24 protein-coding genes are annotated in these 24790 nt (G+C 67.5%); 16 read left to right on the plus strand and 8 right to left on the minus strand.

Annotated elements, in window-relative coordinates:
• The first annotated feature begins 76 nt into the window (after positions 1–76).
• The 10 genes from mdh (at position 77) to ACEN8G_RS17530 (ending at position 10663) form a co-directional block, all read left to right on the plus strand.
• Entirely contained in the window at positions 77–1039 is a 963-nt protein-coding gene (gene mdh, locus ACEN8G_RS17485; protein ID WP_413416702.1) for a malate dehydrogenase, read from the plus strand.
• Positions 1036–1542: a hypothetical protein gene (locus ACEN8G_RS17490; RefSeq protein ID WP_413416700.1), complete on the plus strand. Its 507-nt coding sequence runs from the start codon at positions 1036–1038 to the stop codon at positions 1540–1542. The genes mdh and ACEN8G_RS17490 overlap by 4 nt, the downstream gene beginning before the upstream one ends.
• Before the next feature lie 53 nt (positions 1543–1595).
• Entirely contained in the window at positions 1596–2129 is a 534-nt protein-coding gene (locus ACEN8G_RS17495; protein ID WP_413416698.1) for a hypothetical protein, read from the plus strand.
• Between the two features lie 4 nt (positions 2130–2133).
• On the plus strand, positions 2134–3018 hold the full coding sequence (gene sucD / locus ACEN8G_RS17500) for a succinate--CoA ligase subunit alpha (protein ID WP_183999614.1): 885 nt from the start codon (positions 2134–2136) through the stop codon (positions 3016–3018).
• A gap of 65 nt (positions 3019–3083) precedes the next feature.
• Positions 3084–6020, plus strand: coding sequence for a 2-oxoglutarate dehydrogenase E1 component (locus ACEN8G_RS17505; protein WP_413416696.1), 2937 nt, complete (start codon positions 3084–3086; stop codon positions 6018–6020).
• A 25-nt stretch (positions 6021–6045) separates the two neighbouring features.
• Positions 6046–7263, plus strand: coding sequence for a 2-oxoglutarate dehydrogenase complex dihydrolipoyllysine-residue succinyltransferase (gene odhB / locus ACEN8G_RS17510; RefSeq protein WP_413416694.1), 1218 nt, complete (start codon positions 6046–6048; stop codon positions 7261–7263).
• Positions 7264–7392: 129 nt separating this feature from the next.
• Entirely contained in the window at positions 7393–7668 is a 276-nt protein-coding gene (locus ACEN8G_RS17515; protein ID WP_413416724.1) for a GIY-YIG nuclease family protein, read from the plus strand.
• Between the two features lie 93 nt (positions 7669–7761).
• Positions 7762–9156, plus strand: coding sequence for a dihydrolipoyl dehydrogenase (lpdA, locus tag ACEN8G_RS17520; RefSeq protein ID WP_413416692.1), 1395 nt, complete (start codon positions 7762–7764; stop codon positions 9154–9156).
• A 137-nt stretch (positions 9157–9293) separates the two neighbouring features.
• Positions 9294–10334 carry a hypothetical protein gene (locus tag ACEN8G_RS17525; RefSeq protein ID WP_413414945.1) on the plus strand — a complete coding sequence of 347 codons (1041 nt, stop codon included), beginning with the start codon at positions 9294–9296 and terminating at the stop codon, positions 10332–10334.
• A gap of 2 nt (positions 10335–10336) precedes the next feature.
• On the plus strand, positions 10337–10663 hold the full coding sequence (locus ACEN8G_RS17530) for a hypothetical protein (RefSeq protein WP_413414944.1): 327 nt from the start codon (positions 10337–10339) through the stop codon (positions 10661–10663).
• A gap of 96 nt (positions 10664–10759) precedes the next feature.
• On the opposite strand, the gene ACEN8G_RS17535 is transcribed toward ACEN8G_RS17530, so the two are convergent.
• Positions 10760–11437 carry a YoaK family protein gene (locus ACEN8G_RS17535; RefSeq protein WP_413740638.1) on the minus strand — a complete coding sequence of 226 codons (678 nt, stop codon included), beginning with the start codon at positions 11435–11437 and terminating at the stop codon, positions 10760–10762.
• Positions 11438–11486: 49 nt separating this feature from the next.
• Between ACEN8G_RS17535 and ACEN8G_RS17540 the strand changes: the two genes are divergently transcribed.
• A complete protein-coding gene (locus ACEN8G_RS17540; protein ID WP_413414942.1) occupies positions 11487–12122 on the plus strand; it encodes a trimeric intracellular cation channel family protein in 636 nt (211 codons plus the stop codon).
• Positions 12119–12496, plus strand: a complete 378-nt coding sequence (locus tag ACEN8G_RS17545) for a hypothetical protein (RefSeq protein ID WP_413414941.1) — start codon at positions 12119–12121, stop codon at positions 12494–12496. The genes ACEN8G_RS17540 and ACEN8G_RS17545 overlap by 4 nt, the downstream gene beginning before the upstream one ends.
• Here the strand turns inward: ACEN8G_RS17545 and ACEN8G_RS17550 are convergent.
• The 5 genes from ACEN8G_RS17550 to ACEN8G_RS17570 all read right to left on the minus strand — a co-directional run bounded on the left by ACEN8G_RS17550 (position 12493) and on the right by ACEN8G_RS17570 (position 18016).
• Positions 12493–12879 carry a hypothetical protein gene (locus tag ACEN8G_RS17550; RefSeq protein WP_413414940.1) on the minus strand — a complete coding sequence of 129 codons (387 nt, stop codon included), beginning with the start codon at positions 12877–12879 and terminating at the stop codon, positions 12493–12495. The genes ACEN8G_RS17545 and ACEN8G_RS17550 overlap by 4 nt on opposite strands.
• 61 nt (positions 12880–12940) lie before the next feature.
• The gene (locus tag ACEN8G_RS17555; protein WP_413414939.1) at positions 12941–13504 is read right to left on the minus strand and encodes an N-acetyltransferase family protein; all 564 of its coding nucleotides are present in this window, start codon (positions 13502–13504) and stop codon (positions 12941–12943) included.
• Complete coding sequence (gene sppA / locus ACEN8G_RS17560; RefSeq protein WP_413414938.1) at positions 13501–15393, minus strand: signal peptide peptidase SppA; 1893 nt, start codon at positions 15391–15393, stop codon at positions 13501–13503. The genes ACEN8G_RS17555 and sppA overlap by 4 nt, the downstream gene beginning before the upstream one ends.
• Positions 15394–15500: 107 nt before the next feature.
• Positions 15501–17081 (minus strand): ShlB/FhaC/HecB family hemolysin secretion/activation protein, encoded by a 1581-nt coding sequence (locus ACEN8G_RS17565; protein WP_413414937.1) that lies wholly within the window; start codon positions 17079–17081, stop codon positions 15501–15503.
• A gap of 71 nt (positions 17082–17152) precedes the next feature.
• A complete protein-coding gene (locus tag ACEN8G_RS17570) occupies positions 17153–18016 on the minus strand; it encodes a hypothetical protein (protein ID WP_413414936.1) in 864 nt (287 codons plus the stop codon).
• 317 nt (positions 18017–18333) lie between these two features.
• Here ACEN8G_RS17570 and groES point away from each other — a divergent pair, with 317 nt between their 5' ends.
• From groES to pepF, 4 genes are all read left to right on the plus strand, one after another.
• Positions 18334–18621 (plus strand): co-chaperone GroES, encoded by a 288-nt coding sequence (gene groES / locus ACEN8G_RS17575; RefSeq protein WP_183999602.1) that lies wholly within the window; start codon positions 18334–18336, stop codon positions 18619–18621.
• A 75-nt stretch (positions 18622–18696) separates the two neighbouring features.
• Complete coding sequence (groL, locus tag ACEN8G_RS17580) at positions 18697–20334, plus strand: chaperonin GroEL (RefSeq protein WP_413414935.1); 1638 nt, start codon at positions 18697–18699, stop codon at positions 20332–20334.
• A 103-nt stretch (positions 20335–20437) separates the two neighbouring features.
• Positions 20438–21874, plus strand: a complete 1437-nt coding sequence (locus tag ACEN8G_RS17585; protein WP_413414934.1) for a hypothetical protein — start codon at positions 20438–20440, stop codon at positions 21872–21874.
• A gap of 115 nt (positions 21875–21989) precedes the next feature.
• Entirely contained in the window at positions 21990–23855 is a 1866-nt protein-coding gene (pepF, locus tag ACEN8G_RS17590; protein ID WP_413414933.1) for an oligoendopeptidase F, read from the plus strand.
• On the opposite strand, the gene ACEN8G_RS17595 is transcribed toward pepF, so the two are convergent.
• Together ACEN8G_RS17595 and ACEN8G_RS17600 are read right to left on the minus strand one after the other, a co-directional pair.
• Positions 23852–24148: an HNH endonuclease gene (locus ACEN8G_RS17595; protein WP_413414947.1), complete on the minus strand. Its 297-nt coding sequence runs from the start codon at positions 24146–24148 to the stop codon at positions 23852–23854. The genes pepF and ACEN8G_RS17595 overlap by 4 nt on opposite strands.
• A 35-nt stretch (positions 24149–24183) precedes the next feature.
• Positions 24184–24771 (minus strand): aspartyl/asparaginyl beta-hydroxylase domain-containing protein, encoded by a 588-nt coding sequence (locus ACEN8G_RS17600; RefSeq protein WP_413740639.1) that lies wholly within the window; start codon positions 24769–24771, stop codon positions 24184–24186.
• Positions 24772–24790: the final 19 nt, after the last annotated feature.

A 24790-nucleotide genomic window follows, 5' to 3' on the forward strand; every position in this document is an offset into this window, starting at 1 on the left:
AGCCGCCACCGCTTTCACCGGCGCGCCGGTACGTGCGTGCTGGTGTCCGGTTGAATCAGACCCATAGGGAGTTTCCATGGCCCGCAAGAAGATCGCGCTGATCGGCGCCGGCAACATCGGCGGTACGCTCGCGCACCTCGCCGCACTCAAGGGCCTGGGCGACATCGTCCTGTTCGACGTGGTCGAAGGCGTGCCCCAGGGCAAGGCGCTCGACCTGAGCCAGTGCGGCCCGGTCGAAGGCTTCGACGCCAAGATCACGGGCTCGAACGACTATGCGGACATTGCGGGCGCCGATGTCATCATCGTGACCGCCGGCGTCGCCCGCAAGCCGGGCATGAGCCGCGACGACCTGCTGGGCATCAACCTCAAGGTCATGAAGGCCGTGGGTGAGGGCATCGCCGCCCATGCACCCGACGCGTTCGTGATCTGCATCACCAACCCGCTCGACGCGATGGTCTGGGCGCTGCGCGAATTTTCGGGTCTGCCGCACACCAAGGTGGTGGGCATGGCCGGCGTGCTCGACTCGGCCCGCTTCAGCCACTTCCTCGCCGAGGAGTTCGCGGTCTCGGTCAAGGACGTGAACAGCTTCGTACTGGGCGGCCACGGCGACACCATGGTCCCGGTCCTCGAATATTCGACCGTCTCGGGCATCCCCGTCACCGACCTGATCGCGATGGGCTTCTCGACCAAGGAGCGCATCGACGCGATCGTGGCGCGTACCCGTTCGGGCGGCGGCGAGATCGTCGGCCTGCTCAAGACCGGCTCGGCCTTCTATGCGCCCGCCACTTCGGCGATCGCGATGGCGGAGAGCTATCTCTACGACCAGAAGCGCGTCCTTCCGGCCGCTGCCCACCTGACCGGCCAGTATGGCGTGGACGACCTGTACGTCGGCGTGCCGATCATCATCGGCAAGGACGGCGTCGAGAAGATCATCGAGATCAGCCTGACCGACGAAGCCAAGGCCAATCTGACGGTCTCGGTCGACGCGGTGAAGGAACTGCTGGTCGCCTGCAAGGCGATCGATGGCTCGCTGGCGTGATCCAAGCCGCCATCGCCGCCGCGCTGGCGGGAGCGTCACCGCTCCCGTTCGACGGCGCGACCGCGATGGCGGACGATTTTGCGCGCCTGTGCCTCAGCCAGGCCAACGCCTTTCCCGGGACGGTCGCGCTGGCCCATGCAGCCGGGTGGTCGAATGATCGGATCAGCGGCGTACTCACCGATCTGCCCGCGCTGCGCGATACCCTGCTTTTCTCGCCTGCCGAGCCAGATCTGATCCTGACCATCGGCTTCAAGACCGCCTATAGTGCCTCTCCGCATACGGCCTGCGCCATATCCTATAGTGGCGCGGCGTTCGCGGAGACGGTCGATGCCATGACCGTCCGGATGGCACGCGCGCCCAGCAAGCGCGAGGACGCCATCGCCGTCTGGATGCCTGAAGCGCGCAGTGGGCGCCTGGTGGCGGTCAGCAAATCGATTGGCGGAATCCGGAACGCCATGGGTATCATCGCGATCGATCTGCTGGAGGAGAAGGCAGTCCCATGATGCTTCGCGCTTCCGCATTTACAATGCTCCTTGCCCTGCTTCCGTCGGTTGCCATGGCCCAGGAAGCCACCCCGACCGCCCCGGCCGAGCCGGTGCCGCTGTTCCAGGCTGCCTGCATCAACGGCGCGGTGCGGCTCAACAAGAGCATCGCCGAGGCGACGCCCTTCGCCGCGCTGCCCGCCGGCGCCCAGCGTGCGCTCGGCGCCAGCACCGTGGCGACGCGCGGCGAGGCCGAGAAGCTTCCCGTGCCGACCGCCGCCCAGGTGCCCAACACCATCTACCGGATCGCCGGCGGCCAGCTCTATCTGGTGGCGCCCACCGCGCAGCCAAGCCACAACCCGATCGGCGACAGTTGCATCGTGCTGTGGCACGCGCTGTCCGACGAGGATTATTTCGCCGCACGCAGGCTCGTCCTTCCGAACGAGGAGACCGTGCCGCTCACCGCCCGCCCGACCGCCAGCGCGGTCGGCGCGTCGGTCGCCACTTCCGCTGGAGACAGTGTCCGCATGACCGCCGCCGCCTATGGCGGCTGGGTCGTGCTACGCTCCTCCTCCCTAACCGAATCCAAAGCGCCTGGAGCCCAGTGAACGCATGAGCATCCTGATCAACAAGAACACCAAGGTCATCACCCAGGGGATGACCGGTGAGACCGGCACCTTCCACACCCAGCAGGCGCTCGCCTATGGGACGCAGATGGTCGGCGGCGTGACCCCCGGCAAGGGCGGCACCGAGCATATCGGCCTGCCCGTGTTCGACACCGTCGCCGAAGCCGTCACCAAGACCGGTGCCGACGCCTCGGTCATCTATGTCCCGCCGCCCTTCGCCGCCGACTCGATCCTCGAGGCGATCGACGCCGAAGTGCCGCTGATCGTCTGCATCACCGAGGGCATTCCGGTGCTCGACATGGTCAAGGTGAAGCGCGCCCTTTCGGGTTCGAAGTCGCGCCTGATCGGCCCGAACTGCCCCGGCCTGCTGACCCCGGGCGAGTGCAAGATCGGCATCATGCCGGGCTCGATCTTCTCGAAGGGCTCGGTGGGCGTCGTCTCGCGCTCGGGCACCCTCACCTATGAGGCGGTGTTCCAGACCACCAATGCCGGCCTCGGCCAGACCACCGCGGTGGGCATCGGCGGCGACCCCGTCAATGGCACCAACTTCATCGACGTGCTCGAGCTGTTCCTTGCCGACGACGCGACCCAGTCGATGATCATGATCGGCGAAATCGGCGGCTCGGCCGAAGAGGAAGCCGCGCAGTTCCTGATCGACGAGGCCAAGCGTGGCCGCAAGAAGCCGATGGCCGGCTTCATCGCGGGCCGCACGGCGCCTCCGGGCCGCCGCATGGGCCATGCCGGCGCGATCGTCTCGGGCGGCCAGGGCGGCGCCGAAGAGAAGATCGCGAAGATGGAAGAGGCGGGCATCCGCGTCGCCGCCAGCCCGTCGGAGCTCGGCTCCACGCTGGTCGAAGTGCTCAAGGGCTGAAACTCAAGGTGCGCGCTCCTATCTCCTTCGGGAAATGGGAGCGCTAACACGGACTGGAATTGACGATGGGCTATGAGGGCCTGGATTTCGAGCAAGTTGCCGGTGGGGTGAGCCCCGCCTTCGTTGAAACGCTGTACCGTCGCTACAAGGCGGATCCCACGGGTATCGAGCCGCAGTGGCAGCAGTTCTTCGAAGGCCTCGAAACCACCGCCTCCGGCCCCAGCTGGGCGAACCCGCGCTGGCCGCTCGCCGATACGGACGCCCTCACCGCCGGGCTCGACCCGACCCAGATGGAGCCCGCGCCCAAGCCGGCCAAGGGCGGCGCCGCGCCTGCCGCCAAGCCCGCCGGCCCGGCCGCATCGGAAGCCGATATCGCCCGCGCCGCCGGCGATTCGATCCGCGCGATGCTGCTGATCCGCACCTACCGGGTCCGCGGCCACCTCGCCGCCACGCTCGATCCGCTCGGCCTCGCCCGCCAGGACCTGCCGGCGGACATGACCCCGGAATATCACGGCTTCACCGCCGCCGACCTCGACCGTCCGATCTATCTCGGCGGCACGCTGGGCCTGGAAAAGGCGACGGTGCGTGAACTCGTCGCGATCCTGCAGGCCAATTACTGCGGCAATGTCGGCCTCGAGTACATGCACATCTCCGACGTCGAGGAGCGCCGCTTCCTCCAAGAGCGCATGGAGGGCAAGGACAAGGCCATCCAGTTCACCGCCGATGGCAAGAAGGCGATCCTCTCCAAGGTCATCGAGGCCGAGGAGTGGGAGAAGTTCTGCGGCAAGAAGTACGTCGGCACCAAGCGCTTCGGCCTCGACGGCGGCGAAGCGATGATCCCGGCGATGGAAGCCATCATCAAGTATGGCGGCCAGCTCGGCGTGCGCGAGATCGTGTACGGCATGGCGCACCGCGGCCGGCTGAACATGCTGACCAACGTGATGTCGAAGCCGTACCGCGCGATCTTCCACGAATTCTCGGGCGGGTCGTCCAACCCGGATGACGTCGGCGGCTCGGGCGACGTGAAGTATCACCTCGGCACCAGCACCGACCGCGAGTTCGACGGCATCAGCGTCCACATGTCGCTGGTCGCCAACCCCTCGCACCTCGAGGCGGCCGATCCGGTCGTGCTCGGCAAGACCCGCGCGATCCAGACGATCGCCAACGACCTTGAGCAGCACACCGGCTCGCTGCCCGTGCTGCTGCACGGCGACGCCGCGTTCGCCGGCCAGGGCATCGTGTGGGAGTGCCTCGGCTTCTCGGGCATCCGCGGCTACAACACCGGCGGCTGCCTGCACTTCATCATCAACAACCAGATCGGCTTCACGACGAGCCCGCAGTTCGCGCGCTCCTCGCCTTATCCGTCGGACGTCGCCAAGGGCGTCCAGGCGCCGATCTTCCACGTCAATGGCGACGATCCCGAAGCGGTCACCTTCGCCTGCAAGATGGCGGTCGAGTTCCGCCAGACCTTCAAGCGCGACGTCGTGATCGACATGTGGTGCTATCGCCGCTTCGGCCACAACGAGGGCGACGAGCCCTCGTTCACCCAGCCGCTGATGTACAAGGCGATCCGCCAGCATCCGTCGGTCAGCGTCGTCTATGCGAAGAAGCTGATCGCCGAGGGCACGATCGACCAGGGCTTCGTCGACGAGAAGACGAAGCAGTTCAACCTGCTGCTCGAGGGCGAATTCGAGGCCGGCAAGTCGTACCTGCCCAACAAGGCGGACTGGTTCGGCGGCCGCTGGTCGGGCCTGTCGGCCCCGGCCGATGCCGAGAATGCCCGCCGCAGCGTAGACACCGGCATCGAGAAGAAGCTGTTCGACAGCCTCGGCCGCACGCTGACCGAGGTTCCGGAAGGGCTGGAGATCCACAAGACGCTGGGCCGCGTGCTCGATGCCAAGCGTGCGATGTTCACCAGCGGCGAGAATTTCGACTGGGCGACCGGCGAGGCGCTGGCCTTTGGCGCGCTGCTGTCGGAAGGCTATGGTGTCCGCCTGTCCGGCCAGGACGTCGGCCGCGGCACCTTCTCGCAGCGCCACGCCGTCTGGGTCGATCAGAAGGACGAGCATCGCTACATCCCGCTCCAGACGATCCCGCACGGTTCGTTCGAAGTGCTGGATTCGCCGCTCTCGGAGTACGGCGTGCTCGGCTTCGAGTACGGCTATGCGCTCGCCGATCCGAAGACGCTGGTGCTGTGGGAAGCGCAGTTCGGCGACTTCGCCAATGGCGCGCAGATCATGATCGACCAGTTCATCGCCGCAGGCGAGGCCAAGTGGCTGCGCGCCAACGGCCTGGTGATGCTGCTGCCGCACGGCTATGAAGGCCAGGGGCCCGAGCACAGCTCGGCGCGTCCGGAGCGCTATCTGCAGCTCTGCGCGGAAGACAATATGCAGGTCGTCAACATCACGACGCCGGCGAATTACTTCCACCTGCTGCGCCGCCAGATGCACCGCACCTTCCGCAAGCCGCTGGTGCAGATGACGCCGAAGTCGCTGCTCCGCCACAAGATGGCGGTGTCGAAGGCCGAGGACTTCCTGGGCGACAGCCACTTCCGCCGCATCCTCAGCGATCCGTCGGCGCCGGCGGACCAGGACGTCAAGCGCCTGGTGCTGTGCACCGGCAAGGTCGCCTATGACCTGATCGAGGCGCGCGACGCGGCCGGTGACAAGAACACCGCGATCGTCCGCATCGAGCAGCTCTATCCCTTCCCCGGCGAGGCACTGGCCGCACGCATCGCGCGCATGACCAACCTCGAGGAAGTGATCTGGGCGCAGGAAGAGCCGAAGAACAACGGCTACTGGACCTTTGTCGAGCCGTTCATCGAGGCGAGCCTGAAGGAAGCCGGCTCGAAGGTCGAGCGTCCGCGCTATGCCGGCCGCGCGCCGGCCGCCGCGGTCGCCACCGGCCTGATGAAGCGCCACCAGGCCGAGCAGGGCGCGCTGATCGCCGATGCGCTCGGCCACAATGTCCGCGAAGAAATTCGCCGGACCCGCAACAACTGAGATCCCCAGGGAACGAGGAAAGACAATGGCAGACGTTAAAGTCCCGGTGCTGGGTGAATCGATCACCGAAGCCACGCTTGGTGAATGGCTGAAGAACCCGGGTGATCCCGTGCAGCTCGACGAGCCGATCGCCAGCCTCGAGACCGACAAGGTCTCGGTCGAGGTCGGCAGTCCGGTCGCGGGCGTGATGGGCGATCAGCTCGTCAAGGTCGGCGACACGGTCGAGGTCGGCGCGGTGATCGCCGTGGTGACCGAGGGTGGCGCCGCCGCTGCTCCGGCACCCGCAGCGCCCCCTGCTGCTGCACCGGCTCCGGCCCCCGCTGCTGCTCCGGCGCCTGCCGCGCCCGCGGGTGAAGCTGCCGCGCTCTCGCCGTCGGTCCGCCGCGCCGTGCTCGAGACCGGCGTCGATCCGTCGACCGTGCAGGGCACCGGCAAGGATGGCCGCCTTACCAAGGACGATGTGCTGACCGCCGCACAGAACAAGCCGGCTCCGGCTCCCGCCGCGGCGCCTGCCGCTGCCCCCGCCGCCTCGACGGCCGGCGGCCGCAAGGAAGAGCGCGTCAAGATGACGCGCCTGCGCCAGACCGTCGCCAAGCGCCTCAAGGAAGCGCAGAACACCGCCGCGATGCTCACCACGTTCAACGACGTGGACATGACCGCGGTGATCGAGGCGCGCGCCAAGTACAAGGACCTGTTCGAGAAGAAGCACGGCGTTCGCCTCGGCTTCATGGGCTTCTTCGTGAAGGCCGCCTGCATGGCGCTCAAGGACATCCCGGGCGTCAACGGCTCGATCGAGGGCGATGAGATCGTCTATCACGATTATTGCGACATCTCGGTCGCCGTCTCGGCCCCGAACGGCCTGGTCGTCCCCGTGATCCGCGACGCCGAGACCCTGTCGGTCGCCGGCATCGAGCGGACGATCGGCGACTTCGGCAAGCGCGCCAAGGACGGCACGCTCAAGATGGAAGAAATGAAGGGCGGCACCTTCACCATCTCGAACGGCGGCGTGTTCGGCTCGTTGATGTCGACCCCGATCATCAACCCGCCGCAGTCGGCCGTGCTCGGCCTGCACCGCATCGAGGACCGCCCGGTGGTCCGCGACGGCCAGATCGTCATCCGCCCGATGATGTACCTCGCGCTGTCGTACGATCACCGCCTGGTCGATGGCCGCGAGGCAGTCACCTTCCTCGTCGCGCTCAAGAACGCGATCGAGGACCCGACCCGTCTGCTGATCGACCTCTGATCATGACAACCTTGTGCTCCTGCGAAAGCAGGAGCCCAGGGTAACGAAGGACATCGCTTGCAGCCCCAGGCTCCTGCTTGCGCAGGAGCGCAGAATTGGAGAAGCGCGACGAAATCCGGCTGTGTCTACATCATGGCGAGCGGGCGCAACGGCACGACCTACACCGGCGTGACCAGCGACTTGCCCGGCCGGGTGTATCTGCATCGAAACGGACTCGTCGAAGGCTTCACCAAACAGCACGGCTGCAAGCACCTCGTCTGGTACGAGGCATATGAGGATCTGGATGCAGCCCGCCTTCGCGAGCTGCAGATGAAAAAGTGGAAGCGGGCTTGGAAGATCGAGCTGATCGAACGATCTAACCCGCAGTGGAAGGATTTGTGGGAAGAGATCGCCCGCCCCCTCTAGTGCTCCTGCGCAAGCAGGAGCCCAGAGTCACAGGCGCCGCGCTCTCCAACCCTGGGCTCCTGCTTCCGCAGGAGCACAATTGGAGCGACTAGAATGGCCGACTATGATTTCGACGTCCTGGTGATCGGTTCGGGCCCCGGCGGCTATGTCGCGGCGATCCGCGCGGCGCAGCTGGGCCTCAAGACGGCGTGCGCCGAGAGCCGCGAGACGCTGGGCGGCACCTGCCTCAACGTCGGCTGCATCCCCTCCAAGGCGCTGCTCCATGCTTCCGAGCTGTTCGAGGAAGCCACCAGCGGCAAGCTCGCCAAGCTCGGCATCAAGACCCCGACGGTCGAGCTCGACCTCGAAGCGATGCATGCGCAGCGCATCGACGCGGTCAAGGGCCTGACCGGCGGTATCGAGTTCCTGTTCAAGAAGAACAAGGTCGAGTGGCTCAAGGGCCATGCCACCTTCACCGGCAAGGACAGCGTCAAGGTCGGCGACCGTGAGGTCCGCGCCAAGAACATCGTCATCGCCACCGGCTCCTCGGTCACCCCGCTGCCCGGCGTCGAGATCGACCAGAAGGTCGTGGTCGACAGCACCGGCGCGCTCGAGCTGCCCAAGGTCCCCGAGCATCTCGTCGTCATCGGCGGCGGCGTGATCGGCCTCGAGCTCGGCTCGGTGTGGCGCCGCGTCGGCGCCAAGGTCACCGTGGTCGAGTTCCTCGACCAGCTGCTCCCGGGCATGGACGGCGAAGTCCGCAAGGAAGCCGGCAAGCTGTTCAAGAAGCAGGGCATGACCCTGAAGCTGAGCACCAAGGTCACCGGCGTGCAGGTCAATGGCGACAAGGCCACGCTCACGCTCGAGCCGTCGGCCGGCGGTGCCGCCGAGACGCTCGAAGCCGATGCGGTGCTCGTGTCGATCGGCCGCCGTCCGAACACGTCGGGCCTCGGCCTCGAAGCCGCCGGTCTCTCGACCAACCAGCGCGGCCAGATCGAGATCGACCACGACTTCCGCACCGCGGTCCCCGGCATCTGGGCGATCGGCGACGTCGTCCCCGGCCCGATGCTCGCGCACAAGGCCGAGGATGAAGGCATCGCGGTCGCCGAGAACATCGCCGGCCTCACCGGCATCGTGAACCACGACGTGATCCCGTCGGTCGTCTACACCTGGCCCGAAATCTCGGGCGTCGGCCTGACCGAGGAGCAGGCCCGCGAGCGTGGCGAGGTCAAGATCGGCAAGTTCCCGATGGTCGGCAACAGCCGCGCCAAGACCAACCACGAGCCGGACGGCTGGGTGAAGGTGATCGCCGACGCCAAGTCGGACCGCGTGCTCGGCGTGTGGATGATCGCCTCGGTCGCCGGCACGATGATCGCCCAGGCGGCGCAGGCGATGGAATTCGGCGCGACCTCGGAAGACATCGCCTATACCTGCCACGCCCACCCGACCCATTCGGAAGCGTTCAAGGAAGCGGCGATGGCCGTGCAGGGCAAGCCGATCCACATCTGAGGGCCTAAGCCCGATCCTTTGGGATGGGCTTGTGCCGCTGCGCAATTGAGAAGCCGCGCCGATCCACCCGGATCGGCGCGGCTTCTCATTGACCAACCTTCATAATCGTGCACCCTTCCAACATTGGGGGCCCGGATATGAAGCATGCTCTGCGCACGGCGTCGCTTTGGCTCTTGCCCCTCGCGCTGGCGGGTTGCGCGCTCAATCAGCTACGCATCGAGGAAGCGACGGATGTCGCAGCCAAGGGCAAGATAGCGGTTGCCGCTGCACGCGACTATCTCGGCAAGGTCGCTGCCGCACGCGAGGCGATGAACCTCGAATATGTCGGCCTTGATCCAGTGTGCAGGCCTGACACGGCCCATCTGCGGTTCGAGCCGGAGCTCAAAAAGGGCGTGGAAATCAAGGCACTGCCTCCGGGATGGCTGTGCAGCCCCACCCCGATCCCGGACAAGACGGTGGAACTGCCGCTTGGACCGCCCGCACGCGAGCTGCAGCCCACGCTCAGGATGCTCGAGGGCCTGAGCACCTATTTTGCCGCGATCACCGAGATCGTCGAGGAGCCCGGCCCCACCACTTCCGCCGACATATTGGAAACCCTCGCCGTCTTTCGCTCCGCCGCTACGCTGGCCGGCGCAGTAAGCGGAACCGACGGTGCGCTGGGCGTTCCAACGGACGACGACGGCAGGGTGAAGTCGGTGCTTTCGCTGATCACGTTCCTCGAGACCCTCAGAACCGAAGCGGAGAAGGTCAAGGACCTTCGCAAGCTCGTCGCGAAGAACGACAAGGCCGGCACGCTGATGTCCGACATGCGCAACAGGCTCTCGATCTGGGAATTCGCGCGCAAGGTGGATGCGATCACGCGCACCGCCAACAGCCGGGCAATGATCGAAACAGCCTGGAAAGCCGGCCCGCCGGCTGCTGCGGAAGTACGCCAGCAGTTGGTGCGCAACTATTATGCCCGTGCGGCGGCCCAGATCGACGATGCAAAGCTCTTCCCTGCGCTCGATGGCACGCTTGAGGCGCTGATCGACGCCGACACCGCGATGCGCAACGCCCTTGAGGAAAACCCGAACCTCGATGCGAGACAACGTGCTCGCCTGGCTCAATTGACGCGCAAGCGCGTTGCCGCGGCCTTCGATGCACTGGCCGGGGTACTGATCGCCTTTGCGAAAGGATGACCATGACGAGCAAGACCCAATTGCTGGGCGCGCTGGCCAGTCTGGCGCAGACGCTCGCGGCACGCACCGATGATGCCTCGCACGACGATGCGGTATTTCCCCGCTGGTTCGGCACGCTCAACGCCTGCAATGCCGTGGCGCGCCGGGCGGGAGACTGGGAAAACCTGTCGGTGGAAAGTCCCAACTATACCGATCTGTTCAACCGGCTCGTGCAGGCGACCAACTGGCTCGCGATTGTGCGGAGCAGGAACGACTGGCTGGATGCGCTCGGCGAGGCCAACATGGTCATCGCCGATATCGACGCATTGCTCAAGGCGATGACGGCCTGATCTATCCCGCCATCATCGTGCGCCGGAGGACGCGCATCTCGAACGACCAGACTTCGCCCGGATTGCAGAATGCGGCATGGGCTGCCGCGCCCTTGGTCAGTGCACCATCACCGGCCCGCTCAGCCGCGGCCGCATCCGCAGCAGCGCAAACGCCAGCACCGCGCTGGCGATCGGCGCGAGCCACAGCGCCTGCCAGCCCCAGCGGGCATGGCTCGCCGCGCCCATCACCGCACCGGCGATGAAGCCCAGCCACAGGAACAGATAGGCGGTCCACGCCCAGCGATCGGGATCGCCCATCAGCGCGCCGGCGAGCTTCTGGCCCATCTTGACCAAGGATCCGGTCATATAGGTCACGCCCACCGTCACTTCGCCCTCGCGGTGGAGGATGCCGTTCTCGCAGCCCATCGCCATGGCGAGGAAGATCAGCACGATCGGCCCCGGCATCAGGCTGGCGAGCGTTGCGGCGGCGACGAGCAGCGCCGTCACCACCAGCATCAGGCTCTCGCGGAAGCGCGCCTGGCGCCAGCGCGTCACCACGCTGGCCAGGATCACGCCGCTGACGAAGCTCATCACCAGGCTGCCGGCCACCGCCGCGTCGCCGGGCAGGTCGGCGCCCAGCCCCACGCCGAGCCGGGTGGTGTTGCCGCTCATGAACGAGGCGAAGAAGCCGCCCAGGCTGGTGAAGGCCAGCGCATCGACGAAGCCGGCAAGCGCGGCGAGGCAGATGGCGATGACGATTAGCGGAGACTCGGTACGCTGCATGGCCGCAGTCATGCCCAGCCGCGCATTTGACAGCAAGCCGTCACGCCATGAAACATTGGTCATGGAAGCCGTAGACGCCGCCGCCCGCATCGGGCCGATCCTGCCCTGGCTGGACCTGTTCGGCATCGCCGTGTTCGCCGCCACCGGCGCGCTCGCCGCCGCGCATCGCGCCCAGACCTTCGTCACCGCCGCCTTCTTCGCGCTGGTCACCGGCGTCGGCGGCGGCACGATCCGCGACCTGCTGATCGGCGCGCCGGTGTTCTGGGTGCATGACGCGACCGTCGCCGCGCTGGTGCTGAGCGTCGCGCTGCTCGTCTGGATCACCCCGCAGCGCTGGTGGAGCGACACGACCCTCGCCTGGCTCGATGCCTTCGGGCTCGCCGCCTATGCCGCGTTCGGTGCGGCCAAGGCACTGAGCTACGGCATCCCGCCGGTGCCCGCCGCGGTGATGGGCGTGGTCACCGCTTGCGTGGGCGGCATCATCCGCGACGTGCTGGCGGGCGAGCCCTCGATCCTGATGCGGCCCGAGCTTTACGTCACCGCCGCGGCGCTCACCGCCTCGCTGCAGGTGGTGCTGACGCTCGCCGGGCTGCCGGTGTTCGCCGCCGGGCTGCTCGCCGCCTGTGCCGGCTTCGGCCTGCGCGGCGCGGCGATCGTCTGGAAGCTCGGCCTGCCCGCCTATCGGGGCCGGCGATGATCGCGCTCGCGCTGCTGCTCGCCGCCCAGGACGTGCTGGCACCGCTCGACTATTGGGTGGGGCATTGCTGGCGGACGACGCTGGCGCCCGACACCATCGACACGCACTGCTTCACGCGGACCGGCACCGGCGTGCGCGACCATCACGAAGTCAGCGTGCAGGGCGCGAAGGTCTATCAGGGCGACACCGACTATCGCTCCGACGGCACGCGCATCCGCTTCGCCTATCGCAACGACAAGGGGCCGGTATCCGAAGGCGTGGTGAAGCCGACCGCCGAGGGGCTCGATTTCGGCGGGAGCCGCTGGGTGCGGACGCCGGGCGGCTATGCGACGATCGCCGGCGACCAGCGCCGGGAATTCGTGCGCGTCGACTAGGGCTCCATCAGCCAGGCGATCGCGCTGTCGCGATCGTCGAAGATGCCGATATCGGCGCGCACCTCGCGCAGCCGCTGCGCCTGCATCCGGGCGAGCGCGGTGCTGACCACAAAGGCGATCTTACGCGCCCAGATCGCGCGCACCGCCGGATTGTCGAGCGTGTTCTTGATCAGCTCCACCGTCTCTTGCGGCACCACGGGAACCCCGCTGCCGTCATAGAGAGTGACGTGCTTGCCGACATCGGGGCCTAGCGCACGGATCGCCGCGCGCAGCTCCTCACCGATCCAGGCGGCATCTTCGGGGCCGATCAGCCCGCCGATGCGCAGGTCGATCAGCTTGCGATCCAGGTCGACCTGGATGCTGTGCGAAACATTGTGGGGCATTGCGACACCGGACCACGCGTTACTGACAGACCATGCCGATAGACGCCGGCCCGTGCCGGGCTCAATCCCGGACTAACCCCATATCGGCGAAGCGGCGCGGCTCGACCGGCGGCACGCGCGGCTCGTTGAGTTCGACCTGCCAGAAGCCGACATCGATCCACTGGCCATGCTTGTAGCCGACCTCGCGATAAACGCCCTGGCGGCGAAATCCGACCGCCTCGTGCAGGCGGATTGAGCGGTCATTGGGCAGGGTGATCGTGCCGATCGCATGGACGAAGCCCTGCGCCCGCAGCGTGTCGATCAGCGCGCTGTAGAGCAGCCGCCCGACGCCCGAGCCGCTCGACGCATCGGTCAGGTAGATCGAAGTCTCGCAGACATAGCGATAGGCCGGCCGGTCGCGGAACTTGCTGGCATAGGCATAGCCGATCACTCCGGCATCCTCCGAATCGCCGGTGGTGGCGACCAGCCAGGGATAGAGCCCGTCGCTCGCCGCCATCCGCTTGCGCATCTCCGCCTTTTCCGGCGGCTCGATCTCGAAGCTCGCGGTGCCGGTCAGGACGTGCGGCGCATAGATCGCCGCGATCGCGCCCGCATCCTCGGGCGTCGCTGCACGGATCGCGATCACAGGCCGAGCCGCGCCGCGATCGCGTCGAACAGGGTACGGTCCTCGATGCTGCCGGTCGCCGGGCCGAGCGCGCCGCATTCGAGGCAGCGTGCCTGCACCGATCCGCCCCGCGCCAGCCGCGTCGCATCACCCAGCGCCTGGGCGAACAGCGCGCGCTGCTCGATCGCGACACGAGCGAACATGTCCGCCCCCGCCGGCTCGTCGGCCCAGTCGCCGTCCTCGTTCGAATCATCGGCGAAGCTCTCGATCAGCTTCGCCCAGCCCGAGGGCTCCTTCTCGAGATAGACGGCATGGACCTTGGCCGGATCGAGCTTGGCGCGGCGCGCGGCCTCGGCGATCGCATCGTCGATCCCGCCGAACCGGTCGACCAGCCCGATCTGGTGGGCGGTGCCGCCGATCCAGACGCGGCCCTGGGCGATCTCGTTGACCTTTTCCGGCGTCATCTTGCGGGCGCCCGCGACCAGCCCGATGAAGCGCGCATAGCCCGCCTCGATCGCCGACTGGAGCAGCGCGTCGGTCTCGGCATTGGTGCCGCCGAACACATCGGGCTGGCCGCTGAGCGGGGTGGTCTTCACCCCGTCCGCGCCCACGCCGATCTTGGCGAGCGTCTTCTCGAAGGTCGGGATCACGCCGAAGATGCCGATCGAGCCGGTGATTGTGTTGGGCTCGGCGAAGATCGTGTCGCCCGCGGTCGACACCCAATAGCCGCCGCTGGCCGCCAGGCTGCCCATCGAAACGACCACCGGCAGCCCCTTGGCCTTGGCCTGGAGCACCGCCTGGCGGATCTGCTCCGAGGCGAGCGCCGAGCCGCCCGGCGAATCGACGCGCACCACCAGCGCCTTGAGGTTCTTGGTCGCCAGCCCCTTGAGCAGCTGCGCGCTGATCGTGTCGCCGCCGGCATGGCCCGGGCCGGCCTTGCCGTCGACGATCTCGCCGGCGACGGTGATCACGCCGATCGCATCGCCGCCGGTCGGCATCGGATGCGCGGCGACGAAGTCAGCCAGCTTGATCCGGTTGAAATTGCCCACCGGCTTGCCGCTCGCCACGCCGGCGATCTCCGCCACGCGCTTGCCGAACGCCATGCGGTCGCCCAGCTTGTCGACGATGCCCAGCGCCAGGTTGGTCTTGGCGATGTCGCCCTGGGCGGCGGTGATCACTTCGGCGGGCTTGGCGAGATAGTCGGCGATGCGCGCCTTGGGCCGCGCCTTGGCGATCTCCTGCTGCCATTGCTGGAAGATCGGCTGGTAGATCGCCAGCTCGGCTTCCTTGGCCTCGGGCGACATGTCGCTGCGCATGTACGGCTCGACCGCCGACTTGAACTTGCCGACGCGGTAGATGTGCGCGTTGACCCCCAGCTTGTCGAGCAGGCCCTTGTAGAACAGCCGTGTGCCGCCCGGGCCGGCGAACATCGTGCCGCCCAGCGGGTTCACCCAGACTTCGCTGGCATTGGCGGCCAGCGCATAGCTGTCATCGGTATAGGCAGTGGCATAGGCCAGCACCGGCTTGCCGCTGGCGCGCACCTTGCCCACTGCCTCGGCGACCTGGCTGATCGCCGCCGGATAGCCGCCCATGAAGCGGTCGAGATCGAGCACCACCGCCTTCACATGATCGTCGGTCTTCGCCGCATCGAGCGCGCGCAGCACGTCGCGCAGCCGCTGCTGCTTGGCGACGTCGCCGCCGGTGATCCTGGCGAAGGGATCGGCTTCCTCGGGCTGCTCGACCAGCGCGCCGTCGAGCGAGACCAGCAGCGCGCCGTCGCGGATCGCCGCCGCGTTGGGCTTTGCCGAAAGCACCACGAACAACATCGTGAAGAACAGCAGCATGAAGACCAGGACCAGAAAGTCCTTGATCCCCACCAGGATCTTCCAGGCGCCCCGAACAAGCTTCACGTGCCGCTCCCAATGCGAAGGAATATGCCCCTCGTGCTAGAGGATCGAACCGGGCGCGTAAATGCCTGTATTATCGCAGCAAGACAGCAATTGCCGCCAAATCCGTCTCAGAGCGAGAGTCGCCAGGCGAGCGAGAAGCGCCAGTCCTCGGCATAGCCGGGATAGGGATCGTCGATCACATGCGCGGCCTCCAGCCCGATCTCGGCCTTGTCCACCCAGCGCAGCCGCGTGCCGAACCCGGCCGAGGCCAGCGCATAGTCACCGCGGCCGGTCATCCCGCCCCGCCCCTCGATCCCGATCCAGGCGCGGTCGATGAAGGTGTAGATCTCGCTGGTGCCGAACCTGCCCCCTTTTAGCGGCCGCACCGCCAGCTCGCCGAGCGCGCCGGCGCCGCGATCGCCGCTGGCGAAGCTGACGTCGAAGGCGCGGCCGTAATTGTCGCCGCCCACCGCGAACCGCTCGGCCGCCGGCAGCCGGTCGCCGCTCCACTGCCCGCCGGCCTGCACCCGCGCGACGAAGCTCTTGCCGATTGCCTGGGCGAGATAGGCCGAGCCGTTGAGCTTGCGGAAGCGCCGCCTGGCCTGGAGCGGATCGGTGCGCGCGCCGAGGATGGCGAGCCCTTGCGAGGCGGACAGGCCGATCGCGATGCTGCGCCGCTCACGCGTGCTGGCGAAGCTCGCCCCGCCGCGCAGCGCCCGGGTCCTCTCGGTGGCGATCAGCGCGCCGAACGCGGCATTGTCGCTGTTGAGCCCGTCCACGCCCAGCGACAGGTCGAGGCTGCGGTGGAAGTCGCGGACCAGCGGATAGCTGAGCGACGTGCCGGCCAGCTTGGCCTTGCCGCGCACCGGATAGCCGCGGGGCCGGGTCTCCAGATAGCCGCCGCTGGTGGTGAGGGTCAGCCCGCTCGCAGTGATCGGCACGGCATAGCTGCCGCTCAGATAGCGATAGCGCTTGAAGTCGCTCGCCGCCGAGGCCGCAAAGGTGAGCTGGTCGCCGTCGATCCCCAGGCCGAACAACTCCGCCTTCGCGTCGAACTGGCCGTCGCCCAGCTGGGTGATCCCACGATTGGAGAAGCCGGCGGTGAAGCGGGTGCGCTTCTGCTTCGGCGTAACGGTGAGCGCCAGGGCGCCATCCGCGGCCGGATCGGCAAAGTCGCTGGTGAAGGTCAGGCCCGGGATCGCGCGCATCAGCGTCACCTGGCGCTCGAAGGTCGCGCGGCTAAGCGGCGTCTCGTCGAGCATCGGTGCCATGCGGGCGCGCAGCAGCCGGTGGCCGCGCTTGTCGCTCTTCACGCTGGCTTTGGCGATCCGGCCTTCGGTGAGCAGCACGGCCACCGTGCCGGCGCTGGTATCCTGTTCGGGGATCGCCACCGTGTAGAGCGCCACATCGGTGCGCTGATAGGCCTTGGACAGGGTGCCGGCGAGCTCGATCAGCGTGTCCTTGCTGCCCGGCCGGCCGATGAAGCGCTTCGCCGCCTCGGCCACCGGTCCGGGCGCCTGGGCACCTTGGAAGCGGATGCCGCGGATCGGCGCGTCGGTGCCGGTCGCCGCGACATTGGTGGTGCCGCGCCTGGGCGTGCTGCGCGGCGCTGGCGGCGCTTCGCGCGGCGCCGTGGCACGGTCGATCCGGTTGCGATCGACGATGACACCCGCGTCCTGCCAGGCGAGCGCGACGAGCGCGATCAGCATGGTCCCTCTCCCTGATGTGATAGGCGAGCCGCGCGCAAGGGCGGTTGCGCGCGGCTTCCCGAATCCGCGCCTCAGCGCGGCTTGGTCGGCGTCAGCAGCGTGTTGACCACGCCGCCCACGGTGTTGGTGGCACCGGTCAGCAGGTTGGTGCTGGCATTGGCGCCGGCGCTTGCGCCCTGGGGATTGAGCACGCCGTTCACGGTCGTGTTGACCGTGCCGAGCGTCGTGCCCAGCGTACCGTTGACGTTTGCGTTCGCGTTGGTCGCCCCCGTCACGCCGCCGAGCAGCCCGCCGGTGGCGCCGCCCGTGCCGCCGCCGAGCGTGCCCGGCACCAAGACGTTGAGCAGGTTGCCGCCCTGCCCGTTGGGCACCGTCACGCTCACCAGGTTCCCGCCCGATGCCGCGCTCACCGTCGCGAGCTGGCCGGTCGAGGGATTGCGGGCCAGCACGTTGAGGCCGATCAGCGGCGAGGCGCCGCTCGACCCGCCGATCACCTTGCCCTGGCCGAGATCGATCGAGACCAGCGAGCCGAGCGCGCCGCCCTTGCCGTCGAGGATCAGGCTGCTGCCGTTGCCGAGCCCGACCAGCGTCTGGCCGGTCGCGGTGAGCACGCGGTTGACCGTGCCGGTCACCACCCCGGTCGCCGGGATGCCCAGCCCTGCGGTAAGGCCGGTCTGGGCATTGGCGACGCCGATCACGGCGTTGCCGGAAGCCGCGAGCAGATTGCCGCCCATCGCTCCGCTTCCGCTTCCAGTACCGGAACCGGTGCCGCCACCGGCTCCCGTTCCGCCGCCGGTCGCACCGCCACCGCCAGTCCCGCCACCGGTTCCGCCAGTACCGCCCGACCCGTCGCCGGCCGTATCGCCGGGCACGTTAGTCCCGACCGATGCGACGCGGTAGCTGCCGGAGCTGTTGCAGGCCGCAAGAGAAATCATTCCAATCGACGCAAGTGCAAGCCCGGCCAGCCGGCCATGATTAGTAATCATGCCACCTCTCCTGTGTTTGATACTTACTTTTACTTGTTGGTTGGGCTTCAATCTGTTGCTTTGGATATTGTTTCCATTGGTTGCACAGATTCGTGGTTGATCGAAACTTAACCGGCAACCCTTGCCCGGAAGACGGTGCCCCCTAAATTTGCACCGGGCCACCGCGCACCGGTTGACGCGGGCGGATCGGCTTCGCATATCGCCGCCGCTGGCACTCGACTCCGTGGAGTGCCAAACCAGAGATCAACCCAAGTGAGGAACCCGCAATGAACTTCCGTCCGTTGCACGACCGCGTGCTCGTTCGCCGCGTCGAAGCCGAGGCGAAGACCGCCGGCGGCATCATCATCCCGGACACCGCCCAGGAAAAGCCGCAGGAAGGCGAAGTCGTCGCCGCCGGTTCGGGCGCCAAGAACGAAAAGGGCGAGGTCACCCCGCTCGACGTCAAGGCCGGCGACCGCATCCTGTTCGGCAAGTGGTCGGGCACCGAGGTCAAGGTCAACGGCGAAGACCTGCTGATCATGAAGGAATCCGATATCCTCGGGATCATCGGTTAACTCAGACAATTCATGCGCGCCAGAAACTGCTTCTGGCGTGTACTTTGTGTACTTTGAAACGGAAAGGTCAGCCAAATGGCAGCCAAGGACGTAAAATTCGGCCGTGACGCCCGTGAGCGCATCCTGCGCGGCGTCGACACCCTCGCCGACGCAGTGAAGGTCACGCTGGGCCCGAAGGGCCGCAACGTCGTGATCGAGAAGAGCTTCGGTGCCCCGCGCATCACCAAGGACGGCGTCAGCGTCGCCAAGGAAATCGAGCTCAAGGACAAGTTCGAGAACATGGGCGCCCAGATGGTGCGCGAAGTGGCCTCGAAGACCAACGACATCGCCGGTGACGGCACCACCACCGCCACCGTGCTCGCCCAGGCGATCGTCCGCGAGGGCATGAAGTCGGTCGCGGCCGGCATGAACCCGATGGACCTGAAGCGCGGCATCGACCTCGCGGTGCACAAGGTCGTCGAGGACGTGAAGGGCCGCTCGAAGCCCGTCTCGGGCTCGTCGGAAGTCGCGCAGGTCGGCATCATCTCGGCCAATGGCGATCGTGAAGTCGGCGAGAAGATCGCCGAGGCGATGGAGAAGGTCGGCAAGGAAGGCGTGATCACCGTCGAAGAGGCGAAGGGTCTCGAGTTCGAGCTCGACGTCGTCGAGGGCATGCAGTTCGACCGCGGCTATCTCTCGCCCTACTTCATCACCAACCCGGAGAAGATGACGGTCGAGCTCGCCGATCCGTACATCCTGATCCACGAGAAGAAGCTGTCGAACCTCCAGTCGATGCTTCCGATCCTCGAGGCGGTCGTGCAGTCGGGTCGTCCGCTGCTGATCATCGCCGAGGACATCGAGGGCGAGGCTCTGGCCACCCTGGTCGTCAACAAGCTGCGCGGCGGCCTGAAGGTCGCGGCCGTCAAGGCACCGGGCTTCGGCGATCGCCGCAAGGCGATGCTCGAGGACATCGCGATCCTCACCAAGGGCGAAGTCGTCTCGGAAGATCTGGGCATCAAGCTCGAGAGCGTCACCCTGGGCATGCTCGGCACCGCCAAGCGCGTCACGATCGACAAGGACAACACCACCATCGTCGATGGCGCCGGTGAAGCCGATGCGATCAAGGGCCGCACCGAGGCGATCCGCCAGCAGATCGAAGTCACCACCAGCGATTACGACCGCGAGAAGCTCCAGGAGCGTCTCGCCAAGCTCGCCGGCGGCGTGGCCGTGATCAAGGTCGGCGGTGCGACCGAGGTCGAGGTGAAGGAGCGCAAGGACCGCGTCGATGACGCTCTCCATGCTACCCGCGCGGCTGTCGAAGAGGGCATCGTCCCCGGCGGCGGCACGGCGCTGCTCTATGCGTCGAAGGCTCTCGACGGCGTCACCGGCGCCAATGAGGACCAGACCCGCGGTGTGGACATCGTCCGCCGTTCGCTCTCGGCCCTGGTTCGCCAGATCGCCCAGAACGCCGGCCATGACGGTGCCGTGGTCGCCGGCAAGCTGCTCGACGGCAACGATGCCACGATCGGCTTCAACGCCTCGACCGACACCTATGAGAACCTGGTGACCGCCGGCGTGATCGACCCGACCAAGGTCGTCCGCACCGCGCTCCAGAATGCGGCCTCGGTCGCCGGCCTGCTCATCACCACCGAAGCGGCGGTGAGCGAGCTGCCGGAAGACAAGCCCGCCATGCCGGCGATGCCGGGCGGCGGCATGGGCGGCATGGACTTCTAAGAGTCCGCGCAAGCACAAGCGAAGGGCCGGGGAGCGATCCCCGGCCCTTTTGCTTTCCGGCCATTTAACCCTGCCTTAGCCGCCGCCGTGCCAGGAACCGGCCATGGCCCGGTTCGGCACGCATCACATCCTGGTCCTGCTGGTGCTGCTCACCGCGGTGCTGCTCCGCGCGTTCGCCTTCTCGCCCTTCGCGGTCCACCATCCCGATGAGGCGATCCAGTATATCGAGCAGGCCCACCGCCTCGCCTTCGGCACCGGCCTGGTGCCCTGGGAATATCGGGAAGGCATGCGCAGCTGGCTGGTGCCGCTGCTGCTCGCCGGGCCGATGTGGCTCGGCGAGGCGCTGGCGCCCGGCTCGCTCGCCTATGTCGTGCTGCCCCGGCTGACCGCGGCGCTGCTCGCCTTCACCATGGTCCCCGCCGCCTATGCGATCGGCCGCCGCATCTCGCCCCGGCACGGGCTGGCCGCGATGGCGGTGATCGGCCTGTGGTACGAGAGCGTCTATTTCTCGGTCCATGTGCTGACCGAAACCCTGGCGGTATCCGCCTTCTTCTGCGCCGCCGCCCTGCTCCGGCCCGACGCCCGCCCCGCCCGGCTGGTCGGCGCCGGCGCGCTGCTCGCCCTCGCCGCGCTGGTCCGCTTCCACTATCTCCCCGCCCTCGCCGTCTTCGCGCTGGTCGGCCTGGGGATGCGGTGGCGGGACTGGGGCTGGCTGGCGCTCGGCGGCACGGCGATGGCAGTCGTGAGCGGCGCGATCGACGCGGCGATGGGCCAGGTCCCGTTCCTCTGGATCTACCGGAACTTCGCGCAGAACATCCTGGCCGACAAGGCATCGGAGTTCGGCCGCTACGGGATCGAAGCCTATGGCCAGATGCTCTGGCTCGCCTGGTCGGTGGCGCTGGTCCCGATCCTCTGGCTGGCGGCGAAAGGCGCGCGGCGCTTTCCGGCGCTCGCCGCCGCGGCGCTGGTCAATCTCGCGGTTCATCTGCTGATCGGCCACAAGGAATATCGCTTCATCCTGCTGACCACCGAGATTGCGATCCTCCTCGCCGCGATCGGGTCTGCCGACCTCGTGGCCGGGCGCAGGCACCGCGACCGGCTGCTCGCCGGCATTGTCGCGATCTGGGCCGCGACCTCGGCGACGCTGGCGATAGCGGAACCGTCGAACCCAGGCTGGCGACGCTTCGAACCCGGCTTCCGCCTTGCCCGGGAGGCCCGGCTGCACGGGGCCTGCGGGCTGGCGCTGGCGGACCGGAGCTACTGGAAGAGCGGCGGCCACACCTATCGCGGCAGCGCCCCGCTCTACTATGTCCACGGCCGCGACGCCGCCGACACGCTCGCCCGCCTGAGCGCCGGCGCAAGCGCCTATGATGCAATCATCGCTGCCCCCGGACATGCACCGCCCGCCTATCGCACCATCGCCTGCCGCGGCGACGCCGACGGCAGCCTGTGCCTGGCGATCCGCCCAGGCCCCTGCACCCGCTCCGCCGTGACGGAACCCTGGCGGATGCAGGAGGCGATGGAAGCCGGGAAACGCTGAAGCAGCGTGTTGGCGTGCTAAGCCGACAAACCACTTCCCTTCCCATGGAAAGCGCGACAGACTGGCCTCCTCACAACAGCGCCGGCCTACAGGTGCGCTTCGGGGAAACTGGAACATGACCGAACTTTCTCGCCGCGAGGCGCTGGCCGCCGCCGCTGCGTTCGCCGGCGCTGCCGCCGCCCTGCCCGCCTGGGCCCGCCAGGCCGCCGCGCCCGCCGGCGCGCAATGGGACCTGACGGAGCTCTATCCGAACGAAGCCGCCTGGGAGGCCGCCCGCAAGCAGATGCTCGCCGCGATCCCCGGCGTGACCAAGTACAAGGGACGGCTCGGCGAAAGCGCCGACGTGCTCGCCGAGGCGCTGTCGCTTCAGTCCGATCTCGGCCGCACGATCGGCCGCATCTACACCTATGCCAGCCTGAAGGGCGACGAGGACGTCCGCATCTCGGCGAACCAGGAGAAGCTGGCCCAGGCCCGCGACCTCTACACCGCGTTTGGCGAGGCGACGTCCTGGACCTCGCCCGAACTGCTGACTTTGGGCAAGGCCAAGATCGAGGCGTTCCTGGCGGCCAGCCAGACGCTGCGCACCCGCTTCGACTTCGCCTTGGCCGACACGCTGCGCCAGGCCGAGCACACGCTTTCACCCGAGGGCGAATCGATCCTCGCCAGCGCCGGCTCGCCGCTTTCGGCGCCCGGCGAGATCTCGGGCCAGTTGCGCTCGTCCGACATTCCCTGGCCGACGATCACGCTGTCGACCGGCAAGGCGGTCCGCCTCGATTCGCAAGGCTATTCGCTCAACCGCGACGCGCCGAACCGCGAGGACCGCAAGGCGGTGTTCAACGCCTTCTGGACCGCGCATGGCAAGTTCCAGAGCTCGTTCGGCACGACCTATGCCGCCAAGGTGCGCGGCGACATCTTCTACGCCAAGGCGCGGAAATACCCGACCTCGCTGGCTCGTGCGCTCTCCGGAAACAACGTGCCCGAAGCAGTGTACCGCACGCTGGTGGCCGAGGCGAACAAGGGGCTGCCCCAGCTCCACCGCTATTTCGAGCTGCGCCGCAAGATGCTCAAGCTGCCGGACATCGGCTATTACGACATCTATCCGCCGCTGGTCTCGATGGACCGCAGCTACACGCTCGACCAGATGCGCAGCAACACGCTGGAAGCGGTGAAGCCGCTCGGCGCCGATTACCAGGCGCGCATCGCCAAGGCGACGGCGGCGAAGTGGATGGATCCCTGGCCCCGCGAGGGCAAGCGCCCCGGCGCGTACATGAACCCCGGTGCGTTCGACGTGCACCCGTACCTGCTGCTCAACCTGAGCGACAAATATGACGGGATGAGCACCTATGCGCATGAATGGGGCCATGCGCTCCACTCGCTGCTCGCAAACTCGACCCAAGTCTATGACAAGGCCGATTACCCGATCTTCCTGGCCGAGATCGCCTCGACGCTGAACGAGCAGCTGCTGTTCGCGCATCTGATGAAGAATGCGAAGACGAAGGAGGAGAAGCTCTTCTACCTCGGCCAGCAGATGGAGAATTATCGCGGCACCTTCTACCGCCAGACCATGTTCGCCGAGTTCGAGCTCAAGGCGCACGACATGGCGGAAGCGGGCGAGGGCCTGTCGGGCGAGAAGTTCACCAAGGTCTATGGCGAGCTGCTGCGCACCTATCACGGGCCGAACATGATCCTCGCGCCCGAATATGCCAACGAATGGGCCTATATCCCCCATTTCTACAACAGCTTCTACGTCTACCAGTATGCCACCTGCATCTCGGCGGCGACCTTCTTCGCCCAGTCGATCCTGAAGGGCGGGCCGAAGGAGCGCGACAATTACCTGTCGGTGCTGAAGGCGGGCGGATCCGACTATCCGACCGAGATCCTGAAGCGTGCCGGCCTCGATATGGCGAGCCCGGCCCCGTACCAGGCGCTGATCGCCGACTTCAAGAACGTGCTCGACCAGGCCGAGGCGTTGGTGGGCTAACCCGGCTTCCGCCGCGTCGGCGCATGAAAATCGGGCGGCTTGTCCGCGATCCATGCGACGAAGCGGCGGATGTCCTCGCGCTCGAGCAGCGCCTCGAGCGTGGGGTAGAGCCGGGCCAGCTCGGCATTGCTCGCGCTCGCGTGGATCGTGCGGTGGCAGATCGGGTGGAGCGGCACGGTGTCGCGGCCGCCCTCGCTCTTCGGCACGACATGGTGCCATTCGATCCGGGTGCCGAGCGCCCGGGCGCAGAGCGCGCAGGCCTCGGGCGGCGCGGCGCTTGCCGCCGCCTCCATCGCGGCGGCGAGCTGCTTGCGCCGGACGCGCCCGCTCATCCCGCGAGCTGGCGCAGCAGCCAGTCGTTCACCACCAGGTCGATCACCAGGTGGATGCGGGCGATGTCGCTGCGATTGGCGACGCTGTGCGGGTCGGCGAGGCGCAGATACCAGACCTCGCCCGGCGCCATCGTCACGCGCACGCCGTTCAGCCGGAAGTCGACCTCCGGGCTGGTGACGATCGGCACGTGCACCCGGGCAAAGCCCCGGGCGACGTCGAGATCGAGATCCTCGTGCTCCTTGATCACCGATCCCGCCGCGAGCCGCATCAGCCGCACGGTGCGCACTTCGCACTGAAAGGCGTCGATCACCACCGACAGCGCCGGCATGCGCTCCCGCCACGGCGTGTCGACGAACTCGGTGACGCCGGGCGCGGGATAGATCATCTGGATCGGATGCCGGGCAGTCGCGGGTGCGCGCAGCGGCAGCGCGCTCCACTCGCCTTCGTAATTCTGCCTCACGAAATGCTCGGTCCAGTCGCCCCGCTCCAGAGCCGCGATATCCGCCGCAAGCGGCGCCGGATCGAAGGCCAGCGGCAGCCGCACCCGATCGGGCCAGACGGATTGTGTGGGTGCTGTCGCCATATTAGCCTGTCATGTCCTT

This window comes from Sphingomonas sp. Sphisp66 (assembly GCF_047324325.1).
Classification (GTDB): domain Bacteria; phylum Pseudomonadota; class Alphaproteobacteria; order Sphingomonadales; family Sphingomonadaceae; genus Sphingomonas.

Coding starts and splice junctions, on each gene's coding strand:
- mdh (WP_413416702.1), top strand. CDS start 77: ATGGCCCGCAAGAAGATCGCGCTGATCGGCGCCGGCAACATCGGCGGT.
- ACEN8G_RS17495 (WP_413416698.1), top strand. CDS start 1,596: ATGGCCCAGGAAGCCACCCCGACCGCCCCGGCCGAGCCGGTGCCGCTG.
- sucD (WP_183999614.1), top strand. CDS start 2,134: ATGAGCATCCTGATCAACAAGAACACCAAGGTCATCACCCAGGGGATG.
- ACEN8G_RS17505 (WP_413416696.1), top strand. CDS start 3,084: ATGGGCTATGAGGGCCTGGATTTCGAGCAAGTTGCCGGTGGGGTGAGC.
- odhB (WP_413416694.1), top strand. CDS start 6,046: ATGGCAGACGTTAAAGTCCCGGTGCTGGGTGAATCGATCACCGAAGCC.
- lpdA (WP_413416692.1), top strand. CDS start 7,762: ATGGCCGACTATGATTTCGACGTCCTGGTGATCGGTTCGGGCCCCGGC.
- ACEN8G_RS17525 (WP_413414945.1), top strand. CDS start 9,294: ATGAAGCATGCTCTGCGCACGGCGTCGCTTTGGCTCTTGCCCCTCGCG.
- ACEN8G_RS17530 (WP_413414944.1), top strand. CDS start 10,337: ATGACGAGCAAGACCCAATTGCTGGGCGCGCTGGCCAGTCTGGCGCAG.
- ACEN8G_RS17535 (WP_413740638.1), bottom strand. CDS start 11,437: ATGACTGCGGCCATGCAGCGTACCGAGTCTCCGCTAATCGTCATCGCC.
- ACEN8G_RS17540 (WP_413414942.1), top strand. CDS start 11,487: ATGGAAGCCGTAGACGCCGCCGCCCGCATCGGGCCGATCCTGCCCTGG.
- ACEN8G_RS17545 (WP_413414941.1), top strand. CDS start 12,119: ATGATCGCGCTCGCGCTGCTGCTCGCCGCCCAGGACGTGCTGGCACCG.
- ACEN8G_RS17550 (WP_413414940.1), bottom strand. CDS start 12,879: ATGCCCCACAATGTTTCGCACAGCATCCAGGTCGACCTGGATCGCAAG.
- ACEN8G_RS17565 (WP_413414937.1), bottom strand. CDS start 17,081: ATGCTGATCGCGCTCGTCGCGCTCGCCTGGCAGGACGCGGGTGTCATC.
- ACEN8G_RS17570 (WP_413414936.1), bottom strand. CDS start 18,016: ATGATTTCTCTTGCGGCCTGCAACAGCTCCGGCAGCTACCGCGTCGCA.
- groES (WP_183999602.1), top strand. CDS start 18,334: ATGAACTTCCGTCCGTTGCACGACCGCGTGCTCGTTCGCCGCGTCGAA.
- groL (WP_413414935.1), top strand. CDS start 18,697: ATGGCAGCCAAGGACGTAAAATTCGGCCGTGACGCCCGTGAGCGCATC.
- ACEN8G_RS17585 (WP_413414934.1), top strand. CDS start 20,438: ATGGCCCGGTTCGGCACGCATCACATCCTGGTCCTGCTGGTGCTGCTC.
- pepF (WP_413414933.1), top strand. CDS start 21,990: ATGACCGAACTTTCTCGCCGCGAGGCGCTGGCCGCCGCCGCTGCGTTC.
- ACEN8G_RS17595 (WP_413414947.1), bottom strand. CDS start 24,148: ATGGAGGCGGCGGCAAGCGCCGCGCCGCCCGAGGCCTGCGCGCTCTGC.
- ACEN8G_RS17600 (WP_413740639.1), bottom strand. CDS start 24,771: ATGGCGACAGCACCCACACAATCCGTCTGGCCCGATCGGGTGCGGCTG.